Below are 19,311 nucleotides of genomic sequence, written 5' to 3'. Positions count from 1 at the left end.
CGTCCGTTCAGATCCAGCTCGGCAGCCAGTTGTGGATGAGCCAGAAGTCGTAGGGCACGCTCATGCCCGTCCAGACCGGGTAGAAGAACGCCGATACGAGAGCGGCGATGATGAGGAACACGGCGACGGTGCGTTGTCCGGCCTGCCGCCGGTGCAGCGGACGGTCGCCATGGCCGGCCAGCTCGCGCAGCGCGATGGCGAGGGCGAGCACGAGGAACGGCATCATGACCACCGTGTAGAACTGGAAGATCGTGCGCTCGGGCACCAGCAACCACGGCACGTATGTGGCGAGCAGCCCCACCAATGGGTAAGTCAGAACGGGGCTGACGGGAGCCCTCATGATGAGCCCACGCACGAAACGGTAGAGCAGGTACACCGCGGCGGCGACACCGCCGTACCAGATCAGCGGGTTGGGTACCGAAGAGATCACCGCGATGCAGTGGTCGACACCGCACGGTGCCGGGTCGTCGGCTACCCAGACCGCGGTCGGTCGCAACAGTAACGGCCACTGCCACGCCGGACTCGAGTACGGGTGCGCGCTGGCGAGGCCGACATGGAACGTCAACATCGAGGCGTGATAGTCCCACAGGGCCATCAGCGGATGGGTATCCGTCGTTCGCCCGTACCCGCCCGCGGTGACCAGCCAACCTGTCCACGACGCGAGGTAGACGACCAGCGCCGGACCCACCAGCAACACGAACGACGCCGGTCCCTGACGGAAGACCGCATCGGTGGGCCACAGCACGATGCCCGCGCGGCGTCGGGCCAGGGCATCGGTGAACACCGTGTACAGGCCCAGCACGGCCATCGCATACAGGCCTGACCACTTCACGGCCGAGGCGGCACCCAGCGCGACGCCCGCGGCGATCAGCCACGGCCGTGCCCACAGCACCCGCCCGATCATCCGCTGCGTGGTGGCGGGCCTTGCGGTGCGAGGGATGGTGCGCTGTCGATCGATCAGTACGAACAGCACCCCCAGCGTGATGAAGAAGGTGAGGATGCCGTCGAGCAGTGCGATGCGGCTCATCACGATCGCGACGCCATCGATGGCCAGCAGGCCGCCGGCGATGGTCGCCACGGTGTGCGAACGTGTCAGCCGCAGGGCGATCAGGTAGACCACCAGCACCGTGAGCGCTCCGAGAACGGCGGTGGTCACCCGCCATCCGAAGCTCGATCCGGGGCCCCACAGGGCCATGCCGAGGGCGATGATCCACTTGCCGAGCGGCGGATGCACGACATACGAGCCCTCGGGCTGCAGCGCGGAGGCATCGCCCTGGGGCAACTGCTCGTTCGCGCCCTCGCCCCAGGTGCCCTCATAGCCCAGCGTCCACAGCGACCACGCGTCCTTGACGTAGTACGTCTCGTCGAACATGATCTCGTGCGGGTGGGCGAGGTTGACCAGGCGCAGCACCGCCGCGAGCAGCGTGACCAGCGCGGGGGCGAGCCAGGCGAGCATCCGAGCCCGCGCCGGTTCCGCGCGCAGGCCGTCGCGCAGTCTCTCCCAGCGCGTCGTCGCCCGCGGATGCTGCGGCAGCGCGTCGGTCGAGGTCACCCGAACAGCCTAGTTGCGGCACCTAAGCTGGTCGGATGATCATCCTCGCCGCGACTCCCATCGGCAACCTCGGTGATGCGTCGCGGCGCTTGATCGAGGTGCTTGAGAACGCCGAGATCGTCGCGGCCGAAGACACCCGCACCACCCAGCGCCTACTCAAGGCACTGCAGATCGACAACCGTCCGCGGCTGATCGCCCTGCACGACCACAACGAGAAGCACAAGGCCGTCGAGTTGGCCGAGATCGCCGCCGATCATGACATCGTCGTCGTCAGCGACGCCGGGATGCCCGCGATCAGCGACCCCGGTTATGGACTGGTCGCCGCGGCGGTCGAACGCGGAGTGACGGTCACCGCGGTGCCGGGGCCCAGCGCCGCGCTGATGGCGCTCGCGATCTCGGGCCTGCCCACCGACCGGTTCACGTTCGAGGGCTTCCTGCCGCGCAAGCCGGGGGAGCGCAGGCAGACGCTTCGGATGCTGGCAGCCGAGCCCCGCACGATGATCTTCTTCGAGTCGCCGTCGCGGCTCGCCTCGTCGCTCGCCAACATGGGCGCAGCCTTCGGCGCCGACCGCCGTATCGCGGTCTGCCGTGAGTTGACGAAGCTGTACGAAGAGGTGCGCCGCGGCACCGCCGACGAACTCGTCGCCTGGGCTGAGGCCGGTGTGAAGGGCGAGATCGTCGTCGTCGTCGAGGGCGCCGCGCCCGTTGCCGTATCGGCCGAGAACGCACTCGCGCAGGTGCAGGCTCTCGTCGCCTCCGGACTCCGCCTCAAGGAAGCCTGCGCCGAGGTCGCCGCCGCCACGGGCCTGTCGTCCCGCGACCTGTACCAATCCGCCCTCGCCGCCCGCTGACATGCCACCCACCTCGCTCGTGGTCGAGCTCACCCCCACCCTGCCCGTCGAGAGCACGACATCTCGCCGAGCGCACGGCTTCTTCACGCGAACAGCCGGTGCACTCGGCGACTTCATGCGCTGTCGACGGGAGGAAGCCGCGTGAGGGACGGAGAGATCGCTGCGGCGTACGGGGCGCGGGCGGGGGAGTACATCGCGCTCGCCGGAGACCTTGTGCAGATGGCTGACGCGGACTGTGCGCTGATCGGCGAGTGGCGGGATGCCGCAGCGGGGCGACTGCTGGATGCCGGATGCGGGCCGGGGCACTGGACGCAGTTCCTGCACGCGGGCGATTCACGCGAGGCTTGCGCGGACGGTGAGCCTCGCGCCGTGCTGGGCATCGACCTGTCGGCCGAGTTCATCACCCACGCACGGTCGCGCTATCCGCACCTGGAGTTCATCGAGGGCTCGTTCACCGAGCTGCCCGTCGCTGATGGGTCGCTCGGGGGCATCCTCGCCTGGTACTCACTGATCCACACCCCGCCCGAGGAGTTGCCCGCGGTTCTCGCCGAGTTCGCCCGCGTGCTGGCGCCCGGCGGCAGCATCCTGATCGGCTTCTTCGACGGCACCCCGCGCGAATCGTTCGCCCACGCCGTCACGACGGCCTACTTCTGGCGCGCGGATGCCCTCGCCGAACTGCTCGAACCGGCAGGTTTCACGGTGATCGCATCCGAACAGCGCGCTCGCATCGAGGGCGAGGTCAGCATCCGCCCGCACGCCTCTCTCACCGCTACCCGGCGCTGAGCCTCGCGCCGCCTGTCACCCGAGCAATCGCTCCACACCCTCCGGTCGTATACGACTGTTATCGGCGATCCGCTTCGCACTGAGCCCGGTGTCGTGAAGTGCAACGATCACTGGTGTGAGTGCGGCAATGGCCGCGGTCTCGTCCTTCGGTTCCGGGCCCAGCATCGACAACACGCGCTCCAGCTCCGCGAACAGCTGTGTCTGCTCGTCGGTGAGGGCGGGTGGCGGCCCGTCCTCGACCCAGAACTCCCAGTCCGGCGCACGCCCAGCATCCATGCTCCCAGCATCCCACTCCGTACGCTTCCCGCGGAGATGTACAGCACACGCGGAAGAATCCCCGGAATCCATCCGCGCGAAGCGCACATTCCCGCGCGGGGTGTACGGAACTCCGAGTGCGCAGCACACCAGAGAGGGCGAGAAGACGTTCCCTGAGCGAGCATCGGGGAGGGACCCGCGAAGCGGGAGGGGCACCCGCTCTGCGAGCGAAGGGAACGTCCGGACGCCCGCCAGAGCCCGCCCCGGTCATGAATCCGAACGTGCGCAGGTTCCCGCCTAGAATCGAGAGCATGCCCGCAGGCGAATCGTTCTACATCACCACGCCCATCTACTACCCCTCCGATGTGCCTCACATCGGCCACGGGTACACGACGGTCGCCGTCGACACCCTGTCGCGCTGGCACCGCCAGGCGGGCGATGACACGTGGATGCTCACCGGCACCGATGAGCACGGTCAGAAGATGCTGCGCGCGGCCGCGGCCAATAACGTCACGCCGCAGGAATGGGTCGATCGTCTCGTCGGCGAGAGCTGGTTCCCGCTGCTGAAGACGCTCGACGTGGCCAACGACGACTTCATCCGCACGACGCAGGAGCGGCACGAGCGCAACGTGCAGACGTTCTTCCAGAAGCTGTACGACGCGGGTTACATCTACGCCGGCGAGTACGAGGCGCTGTACTGCGTGGGGTGTGAGGAGTTCAAGCCCGACAGTGAGATCGTCGAAGGCACTGGGCCGTTCGAGGGGCTCAAGGTCTGCGCGATCCACTCCAAGCCGCTGGAGCTGCTGCAGGAGAAGAACTACTTCTTCAAACTCAGCGAGTTCCAGGACCGCCTGCTCGACCTCTACAAGACCGAGCCCGACTTCGTGCGCCCCGACTCGGCCCGCAACGAGGTCGTGTCGTTCGTCAGCCAGGGCCTGAAGGACCTGTCGATCTCGCGCTCCACTTTCGACTGGGGCATCCCGCTGCCGTGGGACGGGTCGCACGTCATCTACGTGTGGGTCGACGCGCTGCTCAACTACGCCACCGCGATCGGGTACGGCTCCGACCAGCAGAACTTCGACCGCCGCTGGCCCGGCTACCACGTCGTCGGCAAGGACATCCTGCGCTTCCACGCGGTGATCTGGCCGGCGATGCTGATGGCCGCCGGCGTCGACGTGCCCAAGGGCGTCTTCGCGCACGGCTGGCTGCTGGTCGGCGGCGAGAAGATGTCGAAGTCGAAGCTCACCGGTATCGCACCGACCGAGATCACCGATGTCTTCGGCTCGGACGCCTACCGCTACTACTTCCTGTCGGCGATCGCGTTCGGACAGGACGGCTCGTTCTCGTGGGAGGACCTCTCGGCCCGCTACCAGGCCGAGCTCGCCAACGGCTTCGGCAACCTCGCCTCGCGCACGATCGCGATGATCCAGAAGTACTTCGATGGCGTCGTGCCCACCGCGGCCGAGTACACCGAGCGCGATCTCGAGATCCAGAAGACGGTGGCGGATGCTGCGACCGGCGCGGATGCCGCCATGGAGCAGTTCCGGATCGACGAGGCGATCGACGCGATCTGGACGATCGTCGACCAGCTCAACCACTACATCACCGAGAACGAGCCGTGGGCGCTCGCCAAGCAGGCGGATGCAGGGGACGAGGCGCAGCGCGACCGTCTGGCCACTGTGCTGTACACGTGTGCCGAGGGTCTGCGTGCACTGGCTGTGCTGCTGTCGCCGGTGATGCCGCAGTCCACGGCGAAGCTGTGGGATGCCCTGGGCGTCACCGACGCGCTAGGTGAGCTGACGGCGCAGCCGATCCGTGAGGCAGGCGCGTGGGGTGCGCTGCAGCCCGGCACGAAGGTCGGTGCACTGGCGCCGTTGTTCCCGCGTGTGGAGCAGACCGCCTGAGCGACGAGTCGACCGAGTCATGACCGAGACATACGTGCGCGAGCGCTCCTCCGAGGGGCGCAAGGATCTGCGGTACCCGGCGGCTCCCGAGCCGCTGGCCGTTCCGGTGTACGACAACCATGCGCACCTCGAGATCGTCGACGGAGTCGAGCCCCTCGCGCTCGCCGAGCAGCTCGATCGCGCCGCCGCCGTGGGCGTCGCCGGTGTGGTGCAGGCCTCGGGCGACATCGAGTCGTCCCGCTGGGCGGTCGAGGCGGCGGCATCCGATCCCCGCGTGCTCGCGGCGGTGGCGATCCACCCCAACGATGCCCCCGTGTACGCGCAGGCGGGGCGCCTCGCCGAAGCCCTCGACGTGATCGACGAGCTCGCCGCGCACCCGCGCACGCGCGCCATCGGTGAGACCGGCCTCGACTACTTCCGCACCGGCGAGGAGGGGCGTCCCGCCCAGCACGAGTCGTTCGAGGCGCACATCGCCCTGGCCAAGAAGCACGGCATCGCGATGCAGATCCACGACCGTGACGCTCACGACGACGTGCTGGCGGTGCTCGATCGCGTCGGCGCGCCCGAGCGCACCGTGTTCCACTGTTTCTCGGGCGACGAGCAGATGGCGCGCATCGCGGCGGATGCCGGTTACTACCTCTCGTTCGCGGGCAATGTCACGTTCAAGAACGCGCAGAACCTGCGCGACGCGCTGGCGGTCACCCCGCTGGAGCGGATCCTCGTCGAGACGGATGCCCCGTTCTTGACCCCTGTGCCGCTGCGAGGCCGCCCCAACGCGCCGTACCTCGTGCCGATCACCGTGCGGTTCCTGGCCGCCGAGCTCGGCACCGACGTGGATGAGTTGAGTGCTCGGCTCGCGGCGAACACCCTCGCGGTCTACGGCTCGTTCGACTGAGTCTCAGTTCGCGGGCGCCGGGCTCGTCGGGTCGGCGTCATCCAGCGCCGGCTTGGCGTTGACGATGTGCGAGATCGGGCGCCAGACCAGCAGCAGGGTCAGCGCGGCACCGGCGAACGCGAACCACCACGGTGCGGTCAGCCCCCACACCTGGGCGATCACGCCGCCCAACGCCTGCCCGATGACCATGCCGCCGAACACGCCCACCATGTTCACCGACGCCACGCGCCCCTGCAGCTCGGGTGGCACCAACCTCTGGCGGACGGTGGTCGAGATCGTGCCCCAGACGAAGGCGTAGAAGCCGAAGAACAGCATGATCACCAGCGCCACCCACCCGGTGCTGGTCAGCGCGAACGCGAGGTGCATGACGACCTCCATCGACAGGCACACGCGCATCAGCGTCGCGAACGAGATGTGCCGCTCCAGCCAGCCGAAACTGAAGGTGGCGAGCAGACCTCCGGCCGCGGAGGCCGTGGTCAGCGCGCCGAACCCGACCGCGCCCATGTTCAGGTGCTCGGTCGCGTACAGCACGAGCACGCCCCAGGGGGCCGCCCAGGTGATGTTGAACAGCAGGATGATGAGCACCAGCATCCGCACCGGGGGATTGCGCCACAGCCATTTGATGCCCTCGGCGATGTCGGTGTGCACCGGGGTGCGCGCCGCGTCGGGGCCGCCCTCACGCGGCGGAACCGGCGTCGCCGCCATCCGCGAGACGAGCACGATCGCCAGCACGATGCACAGCCCTTCCAGCAGGAACGGCCACGCCGAACCGGCGGCGAACAAGAAGGCTCCGAGGGGAGGGCCGGCGAACTGGTTCGCCACCAGGTACCCGGCCTGCAGGCGGGCATTGCCGATGCCGAGGTCGACGGGCCGCACCAGCATCGGCAGCAGGGTGCTCGCCGTGGTGTCGACGAACACCTCGGCGGTGCCGTACAGGAACGCCACCGCGAGCACGATCCAGATGTTCGCGGTTCCGGTCAGCAGAAAGACGCACAGCGCGGCGATCACGATCGCGCGGGCGGCGTTGGCGAACATCACCAGGCGGCGGCGGTCGAAGCGGTCGGCGATGGCTCCCGCATGCAGCCCGAACAGCAGCCAGGGCAGGAACTGCAGCACGGCGCCCGAGGCGACCAGGATCGGCGACGAGGTCATCGACGCGATCAGCAGGGGAGCGGCGGCCAACGCGACGCCGTCGCCGATGTTGCTGGTCCACGACGACGCCAGCAGCCAGCGGAAATCGCGGCCCAGACGGCGCGGTGCGATGAGCTCTCCGAGTGCGGTCACCCGGTTGATCTTAGGGTCGTTTCCCGCGGCACGTGACGGAATGCGGAACAATGTGAGGATGACCGTCTCACTGCTCGGCGCCACCGAGATCCGCAGACTCGCCGCCGAGCTCGACGTCACCCCCACCAAGAAGCTGGGGCAGAACTTCGTCGTCGACGCCAACACCGTGCGCAAGATCGTGCACGCCGCGGGCGTGCAGCCCGGCGAACGGGTCGTCGAGATCGGCCCGGGCCTCGGCTCACTGACCCTGGCGATCCTCGAAGCGGGCGCGACGGTGACCGCCGTCGAGATCGACCACCGCCTCGCCGAGCGCCTGCCGCGCACCGCCGCCGAACGCGGCGTCGAGGACGGCGCACTCACCGTGGTGGACGCGGATGCCATGCAGGTCACCGATCTACCCGGAGACCCCACGATCCTCGTCGCCAACCTGCCGTACAACGTCTCGGTGCCGGTGCTACTGCACTTTCTGGAGACCTTCCCGGCGCTGCAGCGCGGGGTTGTGATGGTGCAGGCCGAAGTCGCCGAGCGGCTGGCCGCGCGGCCCGGCTCGAAGATCTACGGCGCCCCGAGCGTGAAGGCCGCGTGGTACGGCCCCTGGCAGCTGCGGGGCACCGTTTCTCGGCAGGTGTTCTGGCCCGTGCCGAACGTCGACAGCCTGCTCGTCGGCTTCGTGCGCGATGACGAACCCCGCGGCAGCGAGGACGAGCGCCGTCGCACGTTCCAGATCGTGGATGCTGCGTTCAACCAGCGTCGCAAGATGCTCCGTCAGGCGCTGTCGGGGCTGTTCGGAAGCTCTGCGGCAGCATCCGCCGTTCTGGAATCCGCCGGCGTCGCCCCCACCGCGCGCGGCGAGGACCTCACGGTCGACGACTACCACCGCATCGCACGCACGGCTCCGACAGGCACCGCATCGGCTGATGCGGATACTCTGGCACCGTGACCGAACCGCGCTTTCAGCCCCACGTGCCCGAGATCCACCGCCCGTACGTCGCGGCTCCGGATCGCTATCAGCGCTTCGCCTACCGTCAGGTGGGCACCTCTGGCCTGTACCTGCCGCCGATCTCGCTCGGCCTGTGGTGGAACTTCGGCGACAACATCCCGCTCGACAACCAGCGCGCGCTGCTGCGCCACGCATTCGACAACGGCATCACCCACTTCGACCTGGCGAACAACTACGGCCCGCCGTACGGTTCGGCCGAGAAGAACTTCGGGCGGATCTTCGCCGAAGACCTGGCGCCCTACCGAGATGAGCTGATCATCTCGTCGAAGGCGGGCTGGGACATGTGGCCGGGGCCCTACGGCGACCTCGGCAGCCGCAAGTACATCCTCGCCAGCGCCGAGCAGTCGCTGACCCGCATGGGTCTCGACTACGTCGACCTCTTCTACTCGCACCGCGTCGACCCGGTCACCCCGATCGAAGAGACCATCGGGGCGCTCGACACCCTGGTGCGGCAGGGCAAGGCCCTGTACGTCGGCATCTCGTCGTACAGCCCCGAGCGCACCGAGGCCGCACTGGCCGTGGCACGCGACCTGGGCACGCCGTTGATCATCCATCAGCCCTCGTACTCAATCCTCAACCGCTGGGTCGAGGACGGCCTGACCGATGTGCTGCGCGCCGAGGGCGTCGGCGCGATCGCCTTCACGCCGCTCGCGCAGGGACTGCTCACCGGCAAGTACCTCGGCGACGGCACGGCCGATCGTGCGCAGAAGCGCGGATCGCTGTCGGACCGGCCGCTCTCAGACGAAGGCCTCGCCCTGCTGCGCGGGCTCAACGACATCGCCGCCGACCGCGGGCAGAGCCTCGCGCAGATGGCCCTGCAGTGGACGCTGCGCGACCCGGTGGTCGTCTCGGCGCTGATCGGAGCCTCGCGTCCGGAGCAGCTCGATGAGAACATCGCCGCGGTAGATGGTCCCGCTTTCACAGACGAAGAACTCACGGCGATCGACGCGCTCTCGCACGGCATCGACGTCAACCTGTGGTCGGTGTCGTCCGAACTGTGAACCGTGCGCGCGAGGCGCGCCGCAACCGAAGGGAGCCGCGATGAGCACAGCGCAGCGCACCGAAGCCGTGCACGTACGCGCCCCCGGCAAGATCAACCTCTACCTGGGGGTCGGACTACCGCACGATGATGGCTATCACGCCCTGGCCACCGTGTTCCAGGCCGTATCGCTGTACGAGGACGTCACTGCCTACCCCGCCGACGGGTTCTCGCTCGAGGTGCACGGCGACGTCGACCTCGACGAGGTGCCCACCGATGACCGCAACCTCGCCATGCGCGCGGCCAAGCTGCTCGCTCAGGCGACCGGGGTCACGGCCGGCGTGCATCTGGTGATCCGCAAGGGCGTGCCCGTCGCCGGGGGAATGGGCGGTGGTTCGGCAGATGCCGCGGCCGCGCTGGTCGCATGCGACGCACTGTGGGGCACCGATCTCGGCGCTCACCGGCTGCACGAGCTGGCCGCGCGCCTGGGGGCCGATGTGCCATTCGCGCTGCACGGCGGAACCGCGATCGGAGCGGGGCGCGGCGACGACCTGACACCTGCGCTGGCACGCGGACGCTTCGACTGGGTGCTGATCATGAGTGCACAGGGACTCTCGACCCCCGAGATCTACGGGCGCCTCGACACGATGCGCGCCCACGGCGAGGCGCTCGCCGACGACCCGCAGCCGTCCTTGGACGTGCCGGTGGCGGTACTGCAGGCGTTGCGGGCGGGGGATGCCGCAGCTCTCGCCCCCGTGATGTTCAACGACCTGGAGCGCGCGGCGCTGGACGGCCGCCCGGATCTCGAGCATGCGCTCGCCGACGGTGTGCGCCTCGGGGCGTTGTCGGGAATCATCTCGGGCTCGGGCCCCACGGTCGCATTGCTGTGCGGCGGCCCTGAAGCCGCGCGTGCGGTGCAGCAGGAGTTGCAGGCGGCCGGCCATACGGCGGTGCACGTGCACGGGCCCGTCGCCGGCGCACGCATCGTGGTCTGAGTGCGATCGCGTCAGGGTTGAGCGGCATCTCGTGCGACTGTGAGGATGGGACGATGGGTGCAGCAGGAAAGAACTGGCGCGCGCGGCTGGTCCACGCGATCCACGTCGATGCGGCCTCGCGCCCCGAGACCCAGGCGATGCTCTCGATCGACGAGATGTATGCGCGTCGCGTCATCGAGCTGGCGATGCGCATCGCCGAGTCTCTGATCGCCGTCGGCGCCGCGGCCAACGAAGTCGTGCTGTCGATCACGAGAGTGACGGCGGCATGGGGCATCCGTCCGGTGCACGTCGACATCACGTTCAACTCGATCGCGGTGTCGTATCACGGCGGTGAGTCCGACCTGCCGTTCACCCTGATCCGGGTCGTCCGGGCGCCCGTGCCCGATCACTCCAAGCTTCAGCAACTGCAGGCGCTGGTCGCGCAGATCCAGGCGGGTCTCGACCTCGATGAGGCCCGCGTCCGCTTCCATGTCATCCGCCGCACGCCCTTCCGCTATCGCCCCACCGTCATCGTTCTGGCTCAGGGGCTGCTCGCCGTCGGCGTCTGCCTGCTCTTCGGGGCGGGCTGGATGACCACCCTGGTCGCGTTGCTCGCCGCGTGCGGCGCGGCGCTGACTCAGCGCTGGATGGCACGGATGCATGTGCCTTTCTTCTTCTCGCAGGCCGCCGGCGCGCTCGTGGTCACCGCGTTCGCGGCGGTGACCAATGCCCTGCGGGTCCACGAAGTGCCCCTGTTCGAAGGCGCCAGTCCCGGCATCATCGTCGCGGCCGGCATCGTGCTGATGCTGGCGGGGATGTCGGTCGTGGCTGCGGCGCAGGACGCCATCGACGGCTTCGCACTCACCGCCGGCGGGCGCATCCTCGACCTGGCGTTGCTCACGCTCGGAGTCGTGGTCGGCATCGTCGGCGGCGTCTCATTCGCCCAGCGTCTCGGGGTGGGCTTCCCGCTCTCCACCGATCCACCCGAACTCGGACCGGTCACCATGCAGCTCGCCGGGGTGGTGCTCATCGCCGTGACGGTGGCCGTGTGGAACGGTGCCACCGCGCGCACGATCCTCGTCTCGGCCCTCTTGGGGAGCATCGCCTGGGGCGGGTACAGCGCTGCCGTCGCCGGCGGCATCGGCGTCGCTCTCGCGAGTGCGATCGGCGCGTTGATCGCCAGCTTCATCGGCACGCTGATCGCCCACCGTCTGCATGTGCCCTCGATCGCGGTCACGACCGCGGCGATCGTGCCGATGGTGCCCGGTTCTGTGGTCTACCGCGGACTGCTCGGTATCGTCGAGGCAGAGGGCGAGGCGTTTCCTCTTATCGTGGGGTTCTCCGACCTGTTCCAGGCGGTCGCCATCGGGCTCGCCCTGGCATCCGGGGCATCGCTCGGACTCGTCCTGGGAGCGCCCGTGCGCGACACACTGCAGAGCGTGGTGCGTCGACGCGGACGCATCCGCTGACCGGTGGGTGCCGCTGACCGGCGGGCGCACAGCGGTACCGGATAGCCTGGGTACGACATGGCACATCTGCTCGGAGCCGAAGGGCTCCACCTCGAATACCCCACCCGCGTCGTCTTCGACTCCGTCACTCTCGGCATCGAGGAGGGCGACCGCATCGGCATCGTCGGACGCAACGGCGACGGCAAGTCGAGCCTGCTCGCGATGCTCGCGGGCCGCAAGGAGCCCGATGCGGGCCGCGTCACCGTGCGCGGCGGAACACGCATCGGTGTGCTCGACCAGGCCGACACACTCGACGACGCCCTGACCGTGGGAACCGCCGTCGTCGGTGATACCCCCGAGCACGAGTGGGCGGGGGATGCCCGCATCCGCGACGTCATCGCCGGGCTGGTCGGCGACCTCGACTGGGAGGCCTCGGTGTCCTCGCTCAGCGGTGGTCAGCGCCGCCGCGTCTCACTGGCGCGACTGCTGACCGGCGACTGGGACATCATCGCGCTCGACGAGCCCACGAACCACCTCGACGTCGAGGCGATCACGTGGCTGGCCGGGCATCTGAAGACCCGGTGGGCGCGCAACGCCGGGGCGCTCATGGTCGTCACCCACGACCGGTGGTTCCTCGACGAGATCTGCACAGCCACCTGGGAGGTGCACGACCGCATCGTCGAGCCCTTCGAGGGTGGCTACGCCGCGTACATCCTGCAGCGCGTGGAGCGCGACCGGATGGCCGCCGCGACCGAGGCCAAGCGCCAGAATCTCGCCCGCAAAGAGCTGGCCTGGCTGCGTCGTGGCGCGCCTGCGCGCACGAGCAAGCCGAAGTTCCGCATCGACGCCGCCAACGCGCTCATCGCCGATGTGCCGCCGATCCGAGACACCGTGTCGTTGCAGTCGCTCGCCGTGGCACGGCTGGGCAAAGACGTCGTCGACCTGCTCGACGCCGGTGTCGCCTATGGCGACCGCCAGGTACTCAAGGACGTCGAGTGGCGCATCGCGCCGGGCGAGCGCACCGGCATCCTCGGCGTCAACGGGGCCGGCAAGTCGACGCTGCTGGGCCTAGTGGCCGGCACCGTCGAACCGACCAGCGGTCGCGTCAAGCGCGGCAAGACCGTGCAGGTGCGCACCCTGACCCAGCGGATCGACGAGCTCGAACAACACTGGACCGACCCCGTGCGCACGGTGATCAACGGGCTGCGCACGTCGTACACCTTCGGCAGTGGGTCGAAGGCGCAGGACCTCACCCCGGGGCAGCTCCTCGAGCGGCTCGGATTCACCTCGGCGCAGTTGTCGACCCCGGTGAAAGATCTATCGGGTGGACAGCAGCGCCGACTGCAGCTGCTGCTCGTGCTGCTCGACCAGCCCAATGTGCTGATCCTCGATGAGCCGACCAACGACATGGACACCGACATGCTCGCCGCGATCGAGGACCTGCTCGACTCGTGGCCGGGCACACTGCTCGTGGTCAGCCACGACCGGTACTTCCTCGAGCGCGTCACCGATCAGCAGTACGCCGTGCTGCCGGGCCCCGACGGCTCAGGGCGCCTGCGGCACCTGCCCGGCGGGATCGACGAGTATCTGCGCCTGCGTGCGGCGATGCCCGCCGGCGAGCGGACGGCGCACGATGCCGCATCCGCTCCGGCCGGGTCGGCGCTGTCGGGGGCCGAGTTGCGCGCCGCTGAGAAGGAGGCGTCGATGCTTGAGCGCAAGATGCAGAAGCTGAACGATCAGATCGACAAGGCCAAGCACGCGCTCGCCGACCATGACCAGTCCGACTACGAGGGTCTGGGCGAGAAGATGCGCGCGATCCAAGCGCAGCAGGACGAGGTCGAAGAGCTCGAGATGCGCTGGTTCGAGATCACCGAGCAGATCGGCTGAGTTCAGGCTCCGCGGGTCACGCAGCCGGTGCGTCCTGCAGCATCCTGCGGGTGACGAACTCGCGCGGTACGCCGCTCAGCGGGTCGGTGAAGCGCAGCTCACGGGCCAGCAGCTGCATCGGCTTCTCGAAGTCGTCGGGCGTCTCGGGTAGCAGCTCGGGGTAGAAACCGTCGTTCAGGATGCCGGCGCCGAGCGCCGACAGATGCACGCGTAGCTGGTGCATCTTGCCGCTGTGCGGACGCAGCCGCGTGTGCACGACGCGGTCGTCCGCAGTGATCAGTTCGATCAGCGTCTCGGAGTTCGGCTCGCGTTCGGCATCCACCCGCACGCAGACGTTGCCCCGCAGCTTCTCGATGTGGTTGCGGTACACGATCGGGAACGGCTGCCCGCCCAGGGCGGGGGATGCCGGATTCCAGCCCTCGGGCAGGGCAGAGACGGCTTCGTAGACCTTCTCGACCCGCCGGTTCTCGAACAGCAGCTGGTAGGCGCCGCGGGTCTCGGGGCGCACCGAGAACATCAGTAGCCCGGCCGTGGCCCGGTCGAGGCGGTGGATCGGGGTGAGTTCGGGGATCTCGAGCAGATTGCGCAGTCGTACGAGGGCAGAGTTCTGCAGGTACTTGCCGCCGGGAGTGGTCGGCAGGAAGTGCGGTTTGTCGGCCACGACCAGGTCGCCGTCCTGGTGCAGCACCTCGACCTCGAAGGGGATATCGCGCTCCACCGGCGGTTCCCGGTAGTACCAGACGAACTCGTGCGCACCCAGCGGCGTCTCGCGCGTGAGCGCGGTGCCGTCGCGGGCAACGATCTCACCGCGGTCGAAGCGGGCCAGGAGACGTTCGGGGTCGAGATGGAAGAAGCGCTCGGCCATGTACGCGCCGATCGTCGGCCACGGACCCTGCATCGGCAGATGCAGGCGGGTCGCACCGACGCCGTCGCGCACCGGCAGGGGCGAAGCCATCGCCATCAGCGGGCGCTCACGTGTCGAAGCTCAGACTGAGCTTGCGCAGCAGGCCGGCGAGGCGTTCGCGCTCTGCGCGCGGCAGAGCGCTCAGCAGCTCGGCCTCGGCATCCACCAGGCGGGTGATCGCGGCATCCACGCGCACCCTGCCGTCGTCGGTGAGCGTGACCAGCACGCTGCGGCCGTCGGCGGGGTCGGCCTGCCGTCGCACGAAGCGCCGACCGACCAAGCGGTCGATGCGGTTGGTCATGGTTCCGCTCGAGACCAGGGTCTGTTGCAGCAGCTGTTTCGGCGAGAGCTGGAAGGGAGACCCGGCGCGGCGCAGCGCCGAGAGCACATCCCACTCCCACGGTTCGATGTCGCTGCGGTGGAACACATCGCGACGTGCGCGATCGAGATGCCTCGAGAGTCGATCCACACGCGAGAGCACTTCGAGCGGCGAGAAGTCCAGGTCGGGGCGCTGAGTGTTCCACGCACCGACGATGCGATCCACCTCATCCGCCTCATCCATCTGTCCATTATCGCGCGCTCCTCGGGCACGTCCGGACGTCGGACACAGGTGGAACGTGGCAGACTTGTCACGCGGCCCCGCACACGCGGATGGCCGTGGTCCGCCGTAGTGTAACGGCAGCACGACAGCCTTTGGAGCTGTGAGGTTCAGGTTCGAATCCTGGCGGCGGAGCATGACGCAGAACCCACTCGCCATCATCGTTCTCGCTGCAGGGCAGGGAACGCGCATGAAGTCCCGTCGGCCCAAGGTGCTGCACGAGATCGGCGGGCGGCCCCTGGTGGGGCACGTCCTGACCACCGCCCGCGCGCTCGGTGCCGAGCACATCGAGGTCGTCGTCCGTCACGAGCGCGACCAGGTCGTCGCCGCGATCACGGAGCAGTACCCCGAGGCGATCGTCGTCGATCAAGACGACATCCCCGGTACGGGGCGCGCCGTGCAGGTCGCTCTCGACGCGCTGCCCGCCGATTTCGACGGCGATGTGCTCGTGCTCTCGGGCGATGTGCCCTTGCTGCAGGCGGGCACGCTCGAGGCCCTCGTCGCCGGACACCGCGCGGCATCCGCCGCCGCCACCCTGCTGAGCGCGCACCTCGACGACCCCACCGGGTACGGTCGCATCATCCGCGGTGCGGACGGCGTCGTCGAGCGCATCGTCGAGCAGAAGGACGCCAGCGCCGACGAGGCCGCGGTCACCGAGATCAACGCCGGCGTGTACGTGTTCCGTGCCCCGGCGCTGCGCACCTACCTGGCCCGCGTCGACCAGAACAACGCGCAGGGCGAGATGTACCTGACCGATGTGATCGGTCTGCTGCGCGGCGCTGCCGAGAAGGTCGCCGCTGAACTCGCCGATGACGTCACCTCGACGTTCGGCATCAACGACCGCGCCCAGCTCGCCGAGGCCGGCCGGGTGCTGAACCAGCGCATCGTGCGGCACTGGCAGCGCGAGGGCGTCACGATCGTCGACCCGGCGACCACCTGGATCGACGACGACGCCACGCTGGCCCCCGATGTGACGATCCTGCCGAACACCCAGATCCTGCGTGCGACGGTCATCGCCGCCGGCGCCACCATCGGTCCCGACACGACGCTGGTCGACTGCGAGGTGGGCGAGGACGCCGTTGTGCGCCGCAGCGACGCCAACCTCGCCGTTGTCGGCGCGAATGCCACGGTGGGCCCCTACTCGTTCCTGCGCCCCGGCACCGTGCTGGGCGAGAGCGGAAAGATCGGCGCCTACGTCGAGACCAAGAACGCCCAGATCGGTGAGGGAAGCAAGGTTCCGCACCTGTCGTACGTGGGTGATGCCACCATCGGACGCGGCGTCAACTTGGGCGCGAGCACGATCACCGCCAACTACGACGACGTCAACAAGCACCGCACCGAGATCGGTGACGAGGTGCACACCGGATCTCACACGGTGCTCGTCGCGCCCATTAGGCTGGGAGCAGGTGCAAAGACCGGCGCCGGCGCCGTCGTCCGCAAGGATGTGCCCGCCGGTGCGCTGGCCATGAGCATCGCCCCCCAGCGCAACATCGTCGGGTGGGTCGAGAAGAACAGAGCAGGCACGGGTGCAGCTGATGCGGCGGCCCGCGAACGAGCGGCGGAGTAGGGCGGCAGCCATGGGCCAGAAGAAGAAGCGCGTAGCACTGGATGTCCAGAACGGGGTCGCCCCCGGACTGATCGCGAAGACCAAGAAGCGGCTCGTCGTCGCCGGCGGTCGCTCGCACCCCGAGCTGACGGCCGCCGTCGCCGCCGCACTCGGCCAGGAGGTCGCTCCGGTCGAGCACCGCACCTTCGCCTCGGGTGAGATCTACGCCCGCTTCGAGGTCTCGATCCGCGGCTGCGACCTGTTCATCGTGCAGTCGTTCGGCCAGCCGGTCAACGAGTGGCTGATGGAGACGCTGATCATGCTGGATGCCGCGAAGCGGGCATCCGCAAAGCGCGTCACCGTCGTCGCCCCGTACTACCCCTACTCTCGTCAGGACAAGAAGGGTCGCGGCCGCGAGCCGATCTCGGCGCGTCTGGTTGCCGACATGCTCAAGGTCGCTGGTGCGGACCGCGTCATGAGCGTCGACCTGCACGCCGCGCAGATCCAGGGCTTCTTCGACGGCCCGGTCGACCACCTCTTCGCCAAGCCCGTTCTGCTCGAGCACTTCGAGAGCACGCTGACGCCCGAGGACCGTGAGACGCTCACGATCGTGTCGCCCGACATGGGGCGCGTCCGCGTGGCCGACACATGGTCGGACAGCCTCGGCGCACCGCTGGCGATCATCCACAAGCGTCGCGACCCTAAGGTCGCCAACCAGGTGTCGGTGCACGAGATCGTCGGCACCGTCGAGGGACGCACCTGCCTGCTCGTCGACGACATGATCGACACCGGCGGCACGATCGTCAAGGCCGCGCAGGCGCTGAAGGCGAACGGCGCCCGCCGGGTGATCGTCGCCGCCACTCACGCGGTGTTCAGCGATCCGGCGTCCGAGCGTCTGCAGGACGACGCGATCGACGAGGTCGTCGTCACCGACACGATTCCGCTGACCGAGTCGCGCCAGTGGGACGGGCTCACGATCCTGCCGATCGCGCCGCTGCTGGCGGCGGCGATCAAGCAGGTCTTCGAGGACGGCTCGGTCACGAGCATGTTCGGCGGCGACGCCTGAGAAGGGCGCATAGTCGGATGCCCGAGGCTGGGCGTATGAACGCACACCACGCCGCTCGTACCGGAACCGCGCTGCTCGGGGCGGCCGGGGTCCTGCTGCTGTCCGGCTGCGCCGGTGGAGGGGCCGCCGATGCCGGCGATCCCTCTCCGATCTCGACCGATGCCACCGCACCGTACGCCGATGGCACCTACGCCGCTGAGGGTGCTTACCAGACGCCCGAGACGGTCGAGAACATCTCGGTGACGCTCACCCTGAGCGACGACGTCGTGACCGACGTCGAGGTGGTCGGCGATCCGACGGCGCCCGAGAGCACGCGCTACCAGGGCCAGTTCATCGACGGCATCGCCGCCGAGGTGGTGGGTAAGAAGCTCGACGAGCTCGACGTCGACCGCGTTGCCGGTTCGTCGCTGACCAGCGGCGGTTTCAACCAGGCCCTCGTGCGGATCAAGGAAGAGGCCGTGATCTCCGCCGCCGACAACGGCGACGCAGACACGGAGACCGAGTAGGCGGATGCCATGACCTGGCGGTTCGATGCGATCGGCACACGCTGGGAGATCGAGACCGACCAGCCGCTCTCGTCACAGCTTCAGGGGCGGGTCACGGCGACGGTCGAGCGGTTCGACCGGGAGTGGTCGCGGTTCCGCGCCGACTCGGTGGTCTCATCGCTGCGTCGCGGGGGGACCGTTGATGCGCCACCGGACGCCGGCGTCATGCTCGACGGGTTCCGTGAGCTCAGCCGTGTAACCGACGGCGCCGTCAATCCGTTGATCGGTCTGGGCTTGGAGGCACTCGGCTATGACGCGGCGATGTCGTTGCAGTCCGGTCGCCCAGAGAGCGCCCCGGCCGACTGGGAGAGCATCCTCACCTGGACGCCGACGACGCTCACGATGCACCGACCCGGCGTGATCGACGTGGGCGCGCTCGGCAAGGGACGCCTTGTCGACCTCGTCGCCGCAGACCTGCGGGATCTGCCGGGACGCACGATCATCGACGCCTCGGGAGATCTGCTCGTGCGCGGCGGAGCGGCGCTCGTCGCGTTGGAACACCCCTACGACCCCACAAGCGCGATCGGTGTGGTCGAGGTCGCAGGCCGGGCTCTGTGCGCGTCGGCGGTGAACCGGCGGGTGTGGGGCGATGGGCTGCACCATGTGCTGGATGCCCGCACCGGGGTGCCCGTGCGCACCTGGGCCGCCACGTGGGCCATCGCCGACGACGCCATGCGGGCCGACGCCGTCGCGACCGCCCTGTTCTTCGATGGGGGCCCGGGCCTTGCCGGTGCATGGGGTGTGGACTGGGTGCGCATGACCACCGACGGCCGGGTCGAACGCTCAGCGGCCTTCGCCGGCGAGCTGTTCACGTAGCGAAACAGGGCGACCCGGCGAGCC

Annotated in this window: 18 protein-coding genes and 1 tRNA gene; 14 read left to right on the top strand and 5 right to left on the bottom strand. The window is 68.9% G+C overall.

Annotated features, from left to right (window positions below; genetic code table 11):
• Window positions 1-7: 7 nt before the first annotated feature.
• Window positions 8-1,552, bottom strand: coding sequence for a dolichyl-phosphate-mannose--protein mannosyltransferase (locus PTQ19_RS10880; RefSeq protein ID WP_274367341.1), 1,545 nt, complete (start codon window positions 1,550-1,552; stop codon window positions 8-10).
• 35 nt (window positions 1,553-1,587) lie between these two features.
• On the opposite strand from PTQ19_RS10880, the gene rsmI reads away from it, so the two are divergent.
• Window positions 1,588-2,403 carry a 16S rRNA (cytidine(1402)-2'-O)-methyltransferase gene (rsmI, locus tag PTQ19_RS10875; protein ID WP_274367340.1) on the top strand — a complete coding sequence of 272 codons (816 nt, stop codon included), beginning with the start codon at window positions 1,588-1,590 and terminating at the stop codon, window positions 2,401-2,403.
• Window positions 2,404-2,544: 141 nt separating this feature from the next.
• A complete protein-coding gene (locus PTQ19_RS10870) occupies window positions 2,545-3,186 on the top strand; it encodes a class I SAM-dependent methyltransferase (protein ID WP_274367339.1) in 642 nt (213 codons plus the stop codon).
• A gap of 15 nt (window positions 3,187-3,201) precedes the next feature.
• Here PTQ19_RS10870 and PTQ19_RS10865 read toward each other — a convergent pair whose 3' ends face one another.
• Complete coding sequence (locus PTQ19_RS10865; RefSeq protein WP_222447102.1) at window positions 3,202-3,462, bottom strand: hypothetical protein; 261 nt, start codon at window positions 3,460-3,462, stop codon at window positions 3,202-3,204.
• Between the two features lie 290 nt (window positions 3,463-3,752).
• On the opposite strand from PTQ19_RS10865, the gene metG reads away from it, so the two are divergent.
• The gene (gene metG, locus PTQ19_RS10860) at window positions 3,753-5,345 is read left to right on the top strand and encodes a methionine--tRNA ligase (protein ID WP_274367338.1); all 1,593 of its coding nucleotides are present in this window, start codon (window positions 3,753-3,755) and stop codon (window positions 5,343-5,345) included.
• A 19-nt stretch (window positions 5,346-5,364) separates the two neighbouring features.
• Window positions 5,365-6,240 carry a TatD family hydrolase gene (locus PTQ19_RS10855; protein WP_274367337.1) on the top strand — a complete coding sequence of 292 codons (876 nt, stop codon included), beginning with the start codon at window positions 5,365-5,367 and terminating at the stop codon, window positions 6,238-6,240.
• 3 nt (window positions 6,241-6,243) lie between these two features.
• Here the strand turns inward: PTQ19_RS10855 and PTQ19_RS10850 are convergent, their stop codons facing one another.
• On the bottom strand, window positions 6,244-7,524 hold the full coding sequence (locus PTQ19_RS10850; protein ID WP_274367336.1) for an MFS transporter: 1,281 nt from the start codon (window positions 7,522-7,524) through the stop codon (window positions 6,244-6,246).
• Between the two features lie 58 nt (window positions 7,525-7,582).
• Here PTQ19_RS10850 and rsmA point away from each other — a divergent pair, with 58 nt between their 5' ends.
• The 5 genes from rsmA to PTQ19_RS10825 are packed head-to-tail and all read left to right on the top strand — an operon-like array spanning window position 7,583 to window position 13,812.
• The gene (gene rsmA, locus PTQ19_RS10845) at window positions 7,583-8,464 is read left to right on the top strand and encodes a 16S rRNA (adenine(1518)-N(6)/adenine(1519)-N(6))-dimethyltransferase RsmA (RefSeq protein ID WP_206824754.1); all 882 of its coding nucleotides are present in this window, start codon (window positions 7,583-7,585) and stop codon (window positions 8,462-8,464) included.
• Window positions 8,461-9,525, top strand: a complete 1,065-nt coding sequence (mgrA, locus tag PTQ19_RS10840; protein WP_274367335.1) for an L-glyceraldehyde 3-phosphate reductase — start codon at window positions 8,461-8,463, stop codon at window positions 9,523-9,525. The genes rsmA and mgrA overlap by 4 nt, the downstream gene beginning before the upstream one ends.
• Window positions 9,526-9,565: 40 nt before the next feature.
• Window positions 9,566-10,498, top strand: a complete 933-nt coding sequence (locus PTQ19_RS10835) for a 4-(cytidine 5'-diphospho)-2-C-methyl-D-erythritol kinase (RefSeq protein WP_274367334.1) — start codon at window positions 9,566-9,568, stop codon at window positions 10,496-10,498.
• Between the two features lie 53 nt (window positions 10,499-10,551).
• Window positions 10,552-11,946: a threonine/serine exporter family protein gene (locus tag PTQ19_RS10830; RefSeq protein WP_274367333.1), complete on the top strand. Its 1,395-nt coding sequence runs from the start codon at window positions 10,552-10,554 to the stop codon at window positions 11,944-11,946.
• A gap of 57 nt (window positions 11,947-12,003) precedes the next feature.
• Window positions 12,004-13,812: an ABC-F family ATP-binding cassette domain-containing protein gene (locus PTQ19_RS10825; protein ID WP_274367332.1), complete on the top strand. Its 1,809-nt coding sequence runs from the start codon at window positions 12,004-12,006 to the stop codon at window positions 13,810-13,812.
• A 16-nt stretch (window positions 13,813-13,828) separates the two neighbouring features.
• On the opposite strand, the gene PTQ19_RS10820 is transcribed toward PTQ19_RS10825, so the two are convergent.
• Window positions 13,829-14,767 carry a pseudouridine synthase gene (locus PTQ19_RS10820; RefSeq protein WP_274367331.1) on the bottom strand — a complete coding sequence of 313 codons (939 nt, stop codon included), beginning with the start codon at window positions 14,765-14,767 and terminating at the stop codon, window positions 13,829-13,831.
• Between the two features lie 16 nt (window positions 14,768-14,783).
• Window positions 14,784-15,278, bottom strand: a complete 495-nt coding sequence (locus tag PTQ19_RS10815) for a MarR family winged helix-turn-helix transcriptional regulator (RefSeq protein ID WP_206551706.1) — start codon at window positions 15,276-15,278, stop codon at window positions 14,784-14,786.
• Window positions 15,279-15,377: 99 nt separating this feature from the next.
• Here PTQ19_RS10815 and PTQ19_RS10810 point away from each other — a divergent pair.
• The 5 genes from PTQ19_RS10810 to PTQ19_RS10790 all read left to right on the top strand — a co-directional run bounded on the left by PTQ19_RS10810 (window position 15,378) and on the right by PTQ19_RS10790 (window position 19,287).
• Window positions 15,378-15,449 (top strand) — tRNA-Gln (locus tag PTQ19_RS10810).
• A gap of 1 nt (window position 15,450) precedes the next feature.
• Window positions 15,451-16,881, top strand: a complete 1,431-nt coding sequence (glmU, locus tag PTQ19_RS10805) for a bifunctional UDP-N-acetylglucosamine diphosphorylase/glucosamine-1-phosphate N-acetyltransferase GlmU (RefSeq protein ID WP_274367330.1) — start codon at window positions 15,451-15,453, stop codon at window positions 16,879-16,881.
• A gap of 10 nt (window positions 16,882-16,891) precedes the next feature.
• Window positions 16,892-17,926 carry a ribose-phosphate diphosphokinase gene (locus PTQ19_RS10800; RefSeq protein ID WP_179410325.1) on the top strand — a complete coding sequence of 345 codons (1,035 nt, stop codon included), beginning with the start codon at window positions 16,892-16,894 and terminating at the stop codon, window positions 17,924-17,926.
• Between the two features lie 35 nt (window positions 17,927-17,961).
• A complete protein-coding gene (locus PTQ19_RS10795) occupies window positions 17,962-18,432 on the top strand; it encodes an FMN-binding protein (RefSeq protein ID WP_274367329.1) in 471 nt (156 codons plus the stop codon).
• A 9-nt stretch (window positions 18,433-18,441) separates the two neighbouring features.
• On the top strand, window positions 18,442-19,287 hold the full coding sequence (locus PTQ19_RS10790) for an FAD:protein FMN transferase (protein WP_274367328.1): 846 nt from the start codon (window positions 18,442-18,444) through the stop codon (window positions 19,285-19,287).
• The last annotated feature ends 24 nt before the right edge of the window (window positions 19,288-19,311 follow it).

The organism is Microbacterium esteraromaticum (assembly GCF_028747645.1).
Lineage (GTDB): Bacteria > Actinomycetota > Actinomycetes > Actinomycetales > Microbacteriaceae > Microbacterium > Microbacterium esteraromaticum_C.
Note: the sequence above shows the minus strand (reverse complement) of the source record. Positions and strands in the feature narration are given on the sequence as shown.

Excerpts from the sequence above, each read along its gene's own strand:
- metG (WP_274367338.1), top strand. The coding sequence starts at position 3,753 with ATGCCCGCAGGCGAATCGTTCTACATCACCACGCCCATCTACTACCCC.
- PTQ19_RS10800 (WP_179410325.1), top strand. The coding sequence starts at position 16,892 with ATGGGCCAGAAGAAGAAGCGCGTAGCACTGGATGTCCAGAACGGGGTC.
- PTQ19_RS10820 (WP_274367331.1), bottom strand. The coding sequence starts at position 14,767 with ATGGCTTCGCCCCTGCCGGTGCGCGACGGCGTCGGTGCGACCCGCCTG.
- PTQ19_RS10795 (WP_274367329.1), top strand. The coding sequence starts at position 17,962 with ATGAACGCACACCACGCCGCTCGTACCGGAACCGCGCTGCTCGGGGCG.
- PTQ19_RS10815 (WP_206551706.1), bottom strand. The coding sequence starts at position 15,278 with ATGGATGAGGCGGATGAGGTGGATCGCATCGTCGGTGCGTGGAACACT.
- PTQ19_RS10865 (WP_222447102.1), bottom strand. The coding sequence starts at position 3,462 with ATGGATGCTGGGCGTGCGCCGGACTGGGAGTTCTGGGTCGAGGACGGG.
- rsmI (WP_274367340.1), top strand. The coding sequence starts at position 1,588 with ATGATCATCCTCGCCGCGACTCCCATCGGCAACCTCGGTGATGCGTCG.
- glmU (WP_274367330.1), top strand. The coding sequence starts at position 15,451 with ATGACGCAGAACCCACTCGCCATCATCGTTCTCGCTGCAGGGCAGGGA.
- PTQ19_RS10790 (WP_274367328.1), top strand. The coding sequence starts at position 18,442 with ATGACCTGGCGGTTCGATGCGATCGGCACACGCTGGGAGATCGAGACC.
- rsmA (WP_206824754.1), top strand. The coding sequence starts at position 7,583 with ATGACCGTCTCACTGCTCGGCGCCACCGAGATCCGCAGACTCGCCGCC.
- PTQ19_RS10825 (WP_274367332.1), top strand. The coding sequence starts at position 12,004 with ATGGCACATCTGCTCGGAGCCGAAGGGCTCCACCTCGAATACCCCACC.
- PTQ19_RS10835 (WP_274367334.1), top strand. The coding sequence starts at position 9,566 with ATGAGCACAGCGCAGCGCACCGAAGCCGTGCACGTACGCGCCCCCGGC.
- PTQ19_RS10830 (WP_274367333.1), top strand. The coding sequence starts at position 10,552 with ATGGGTGCAGCAGGAAAGAACTGGCGCGCGCGGCTGGTCCACGCGATC.
- PTQ19_RS10855 (WP_274367337.1), top strand. The coding sequence starts at position 5,365 with ATGACCGAGACATACGTGCGCGAGCGCTCCTCCGAGGGGCGCAAGGAT.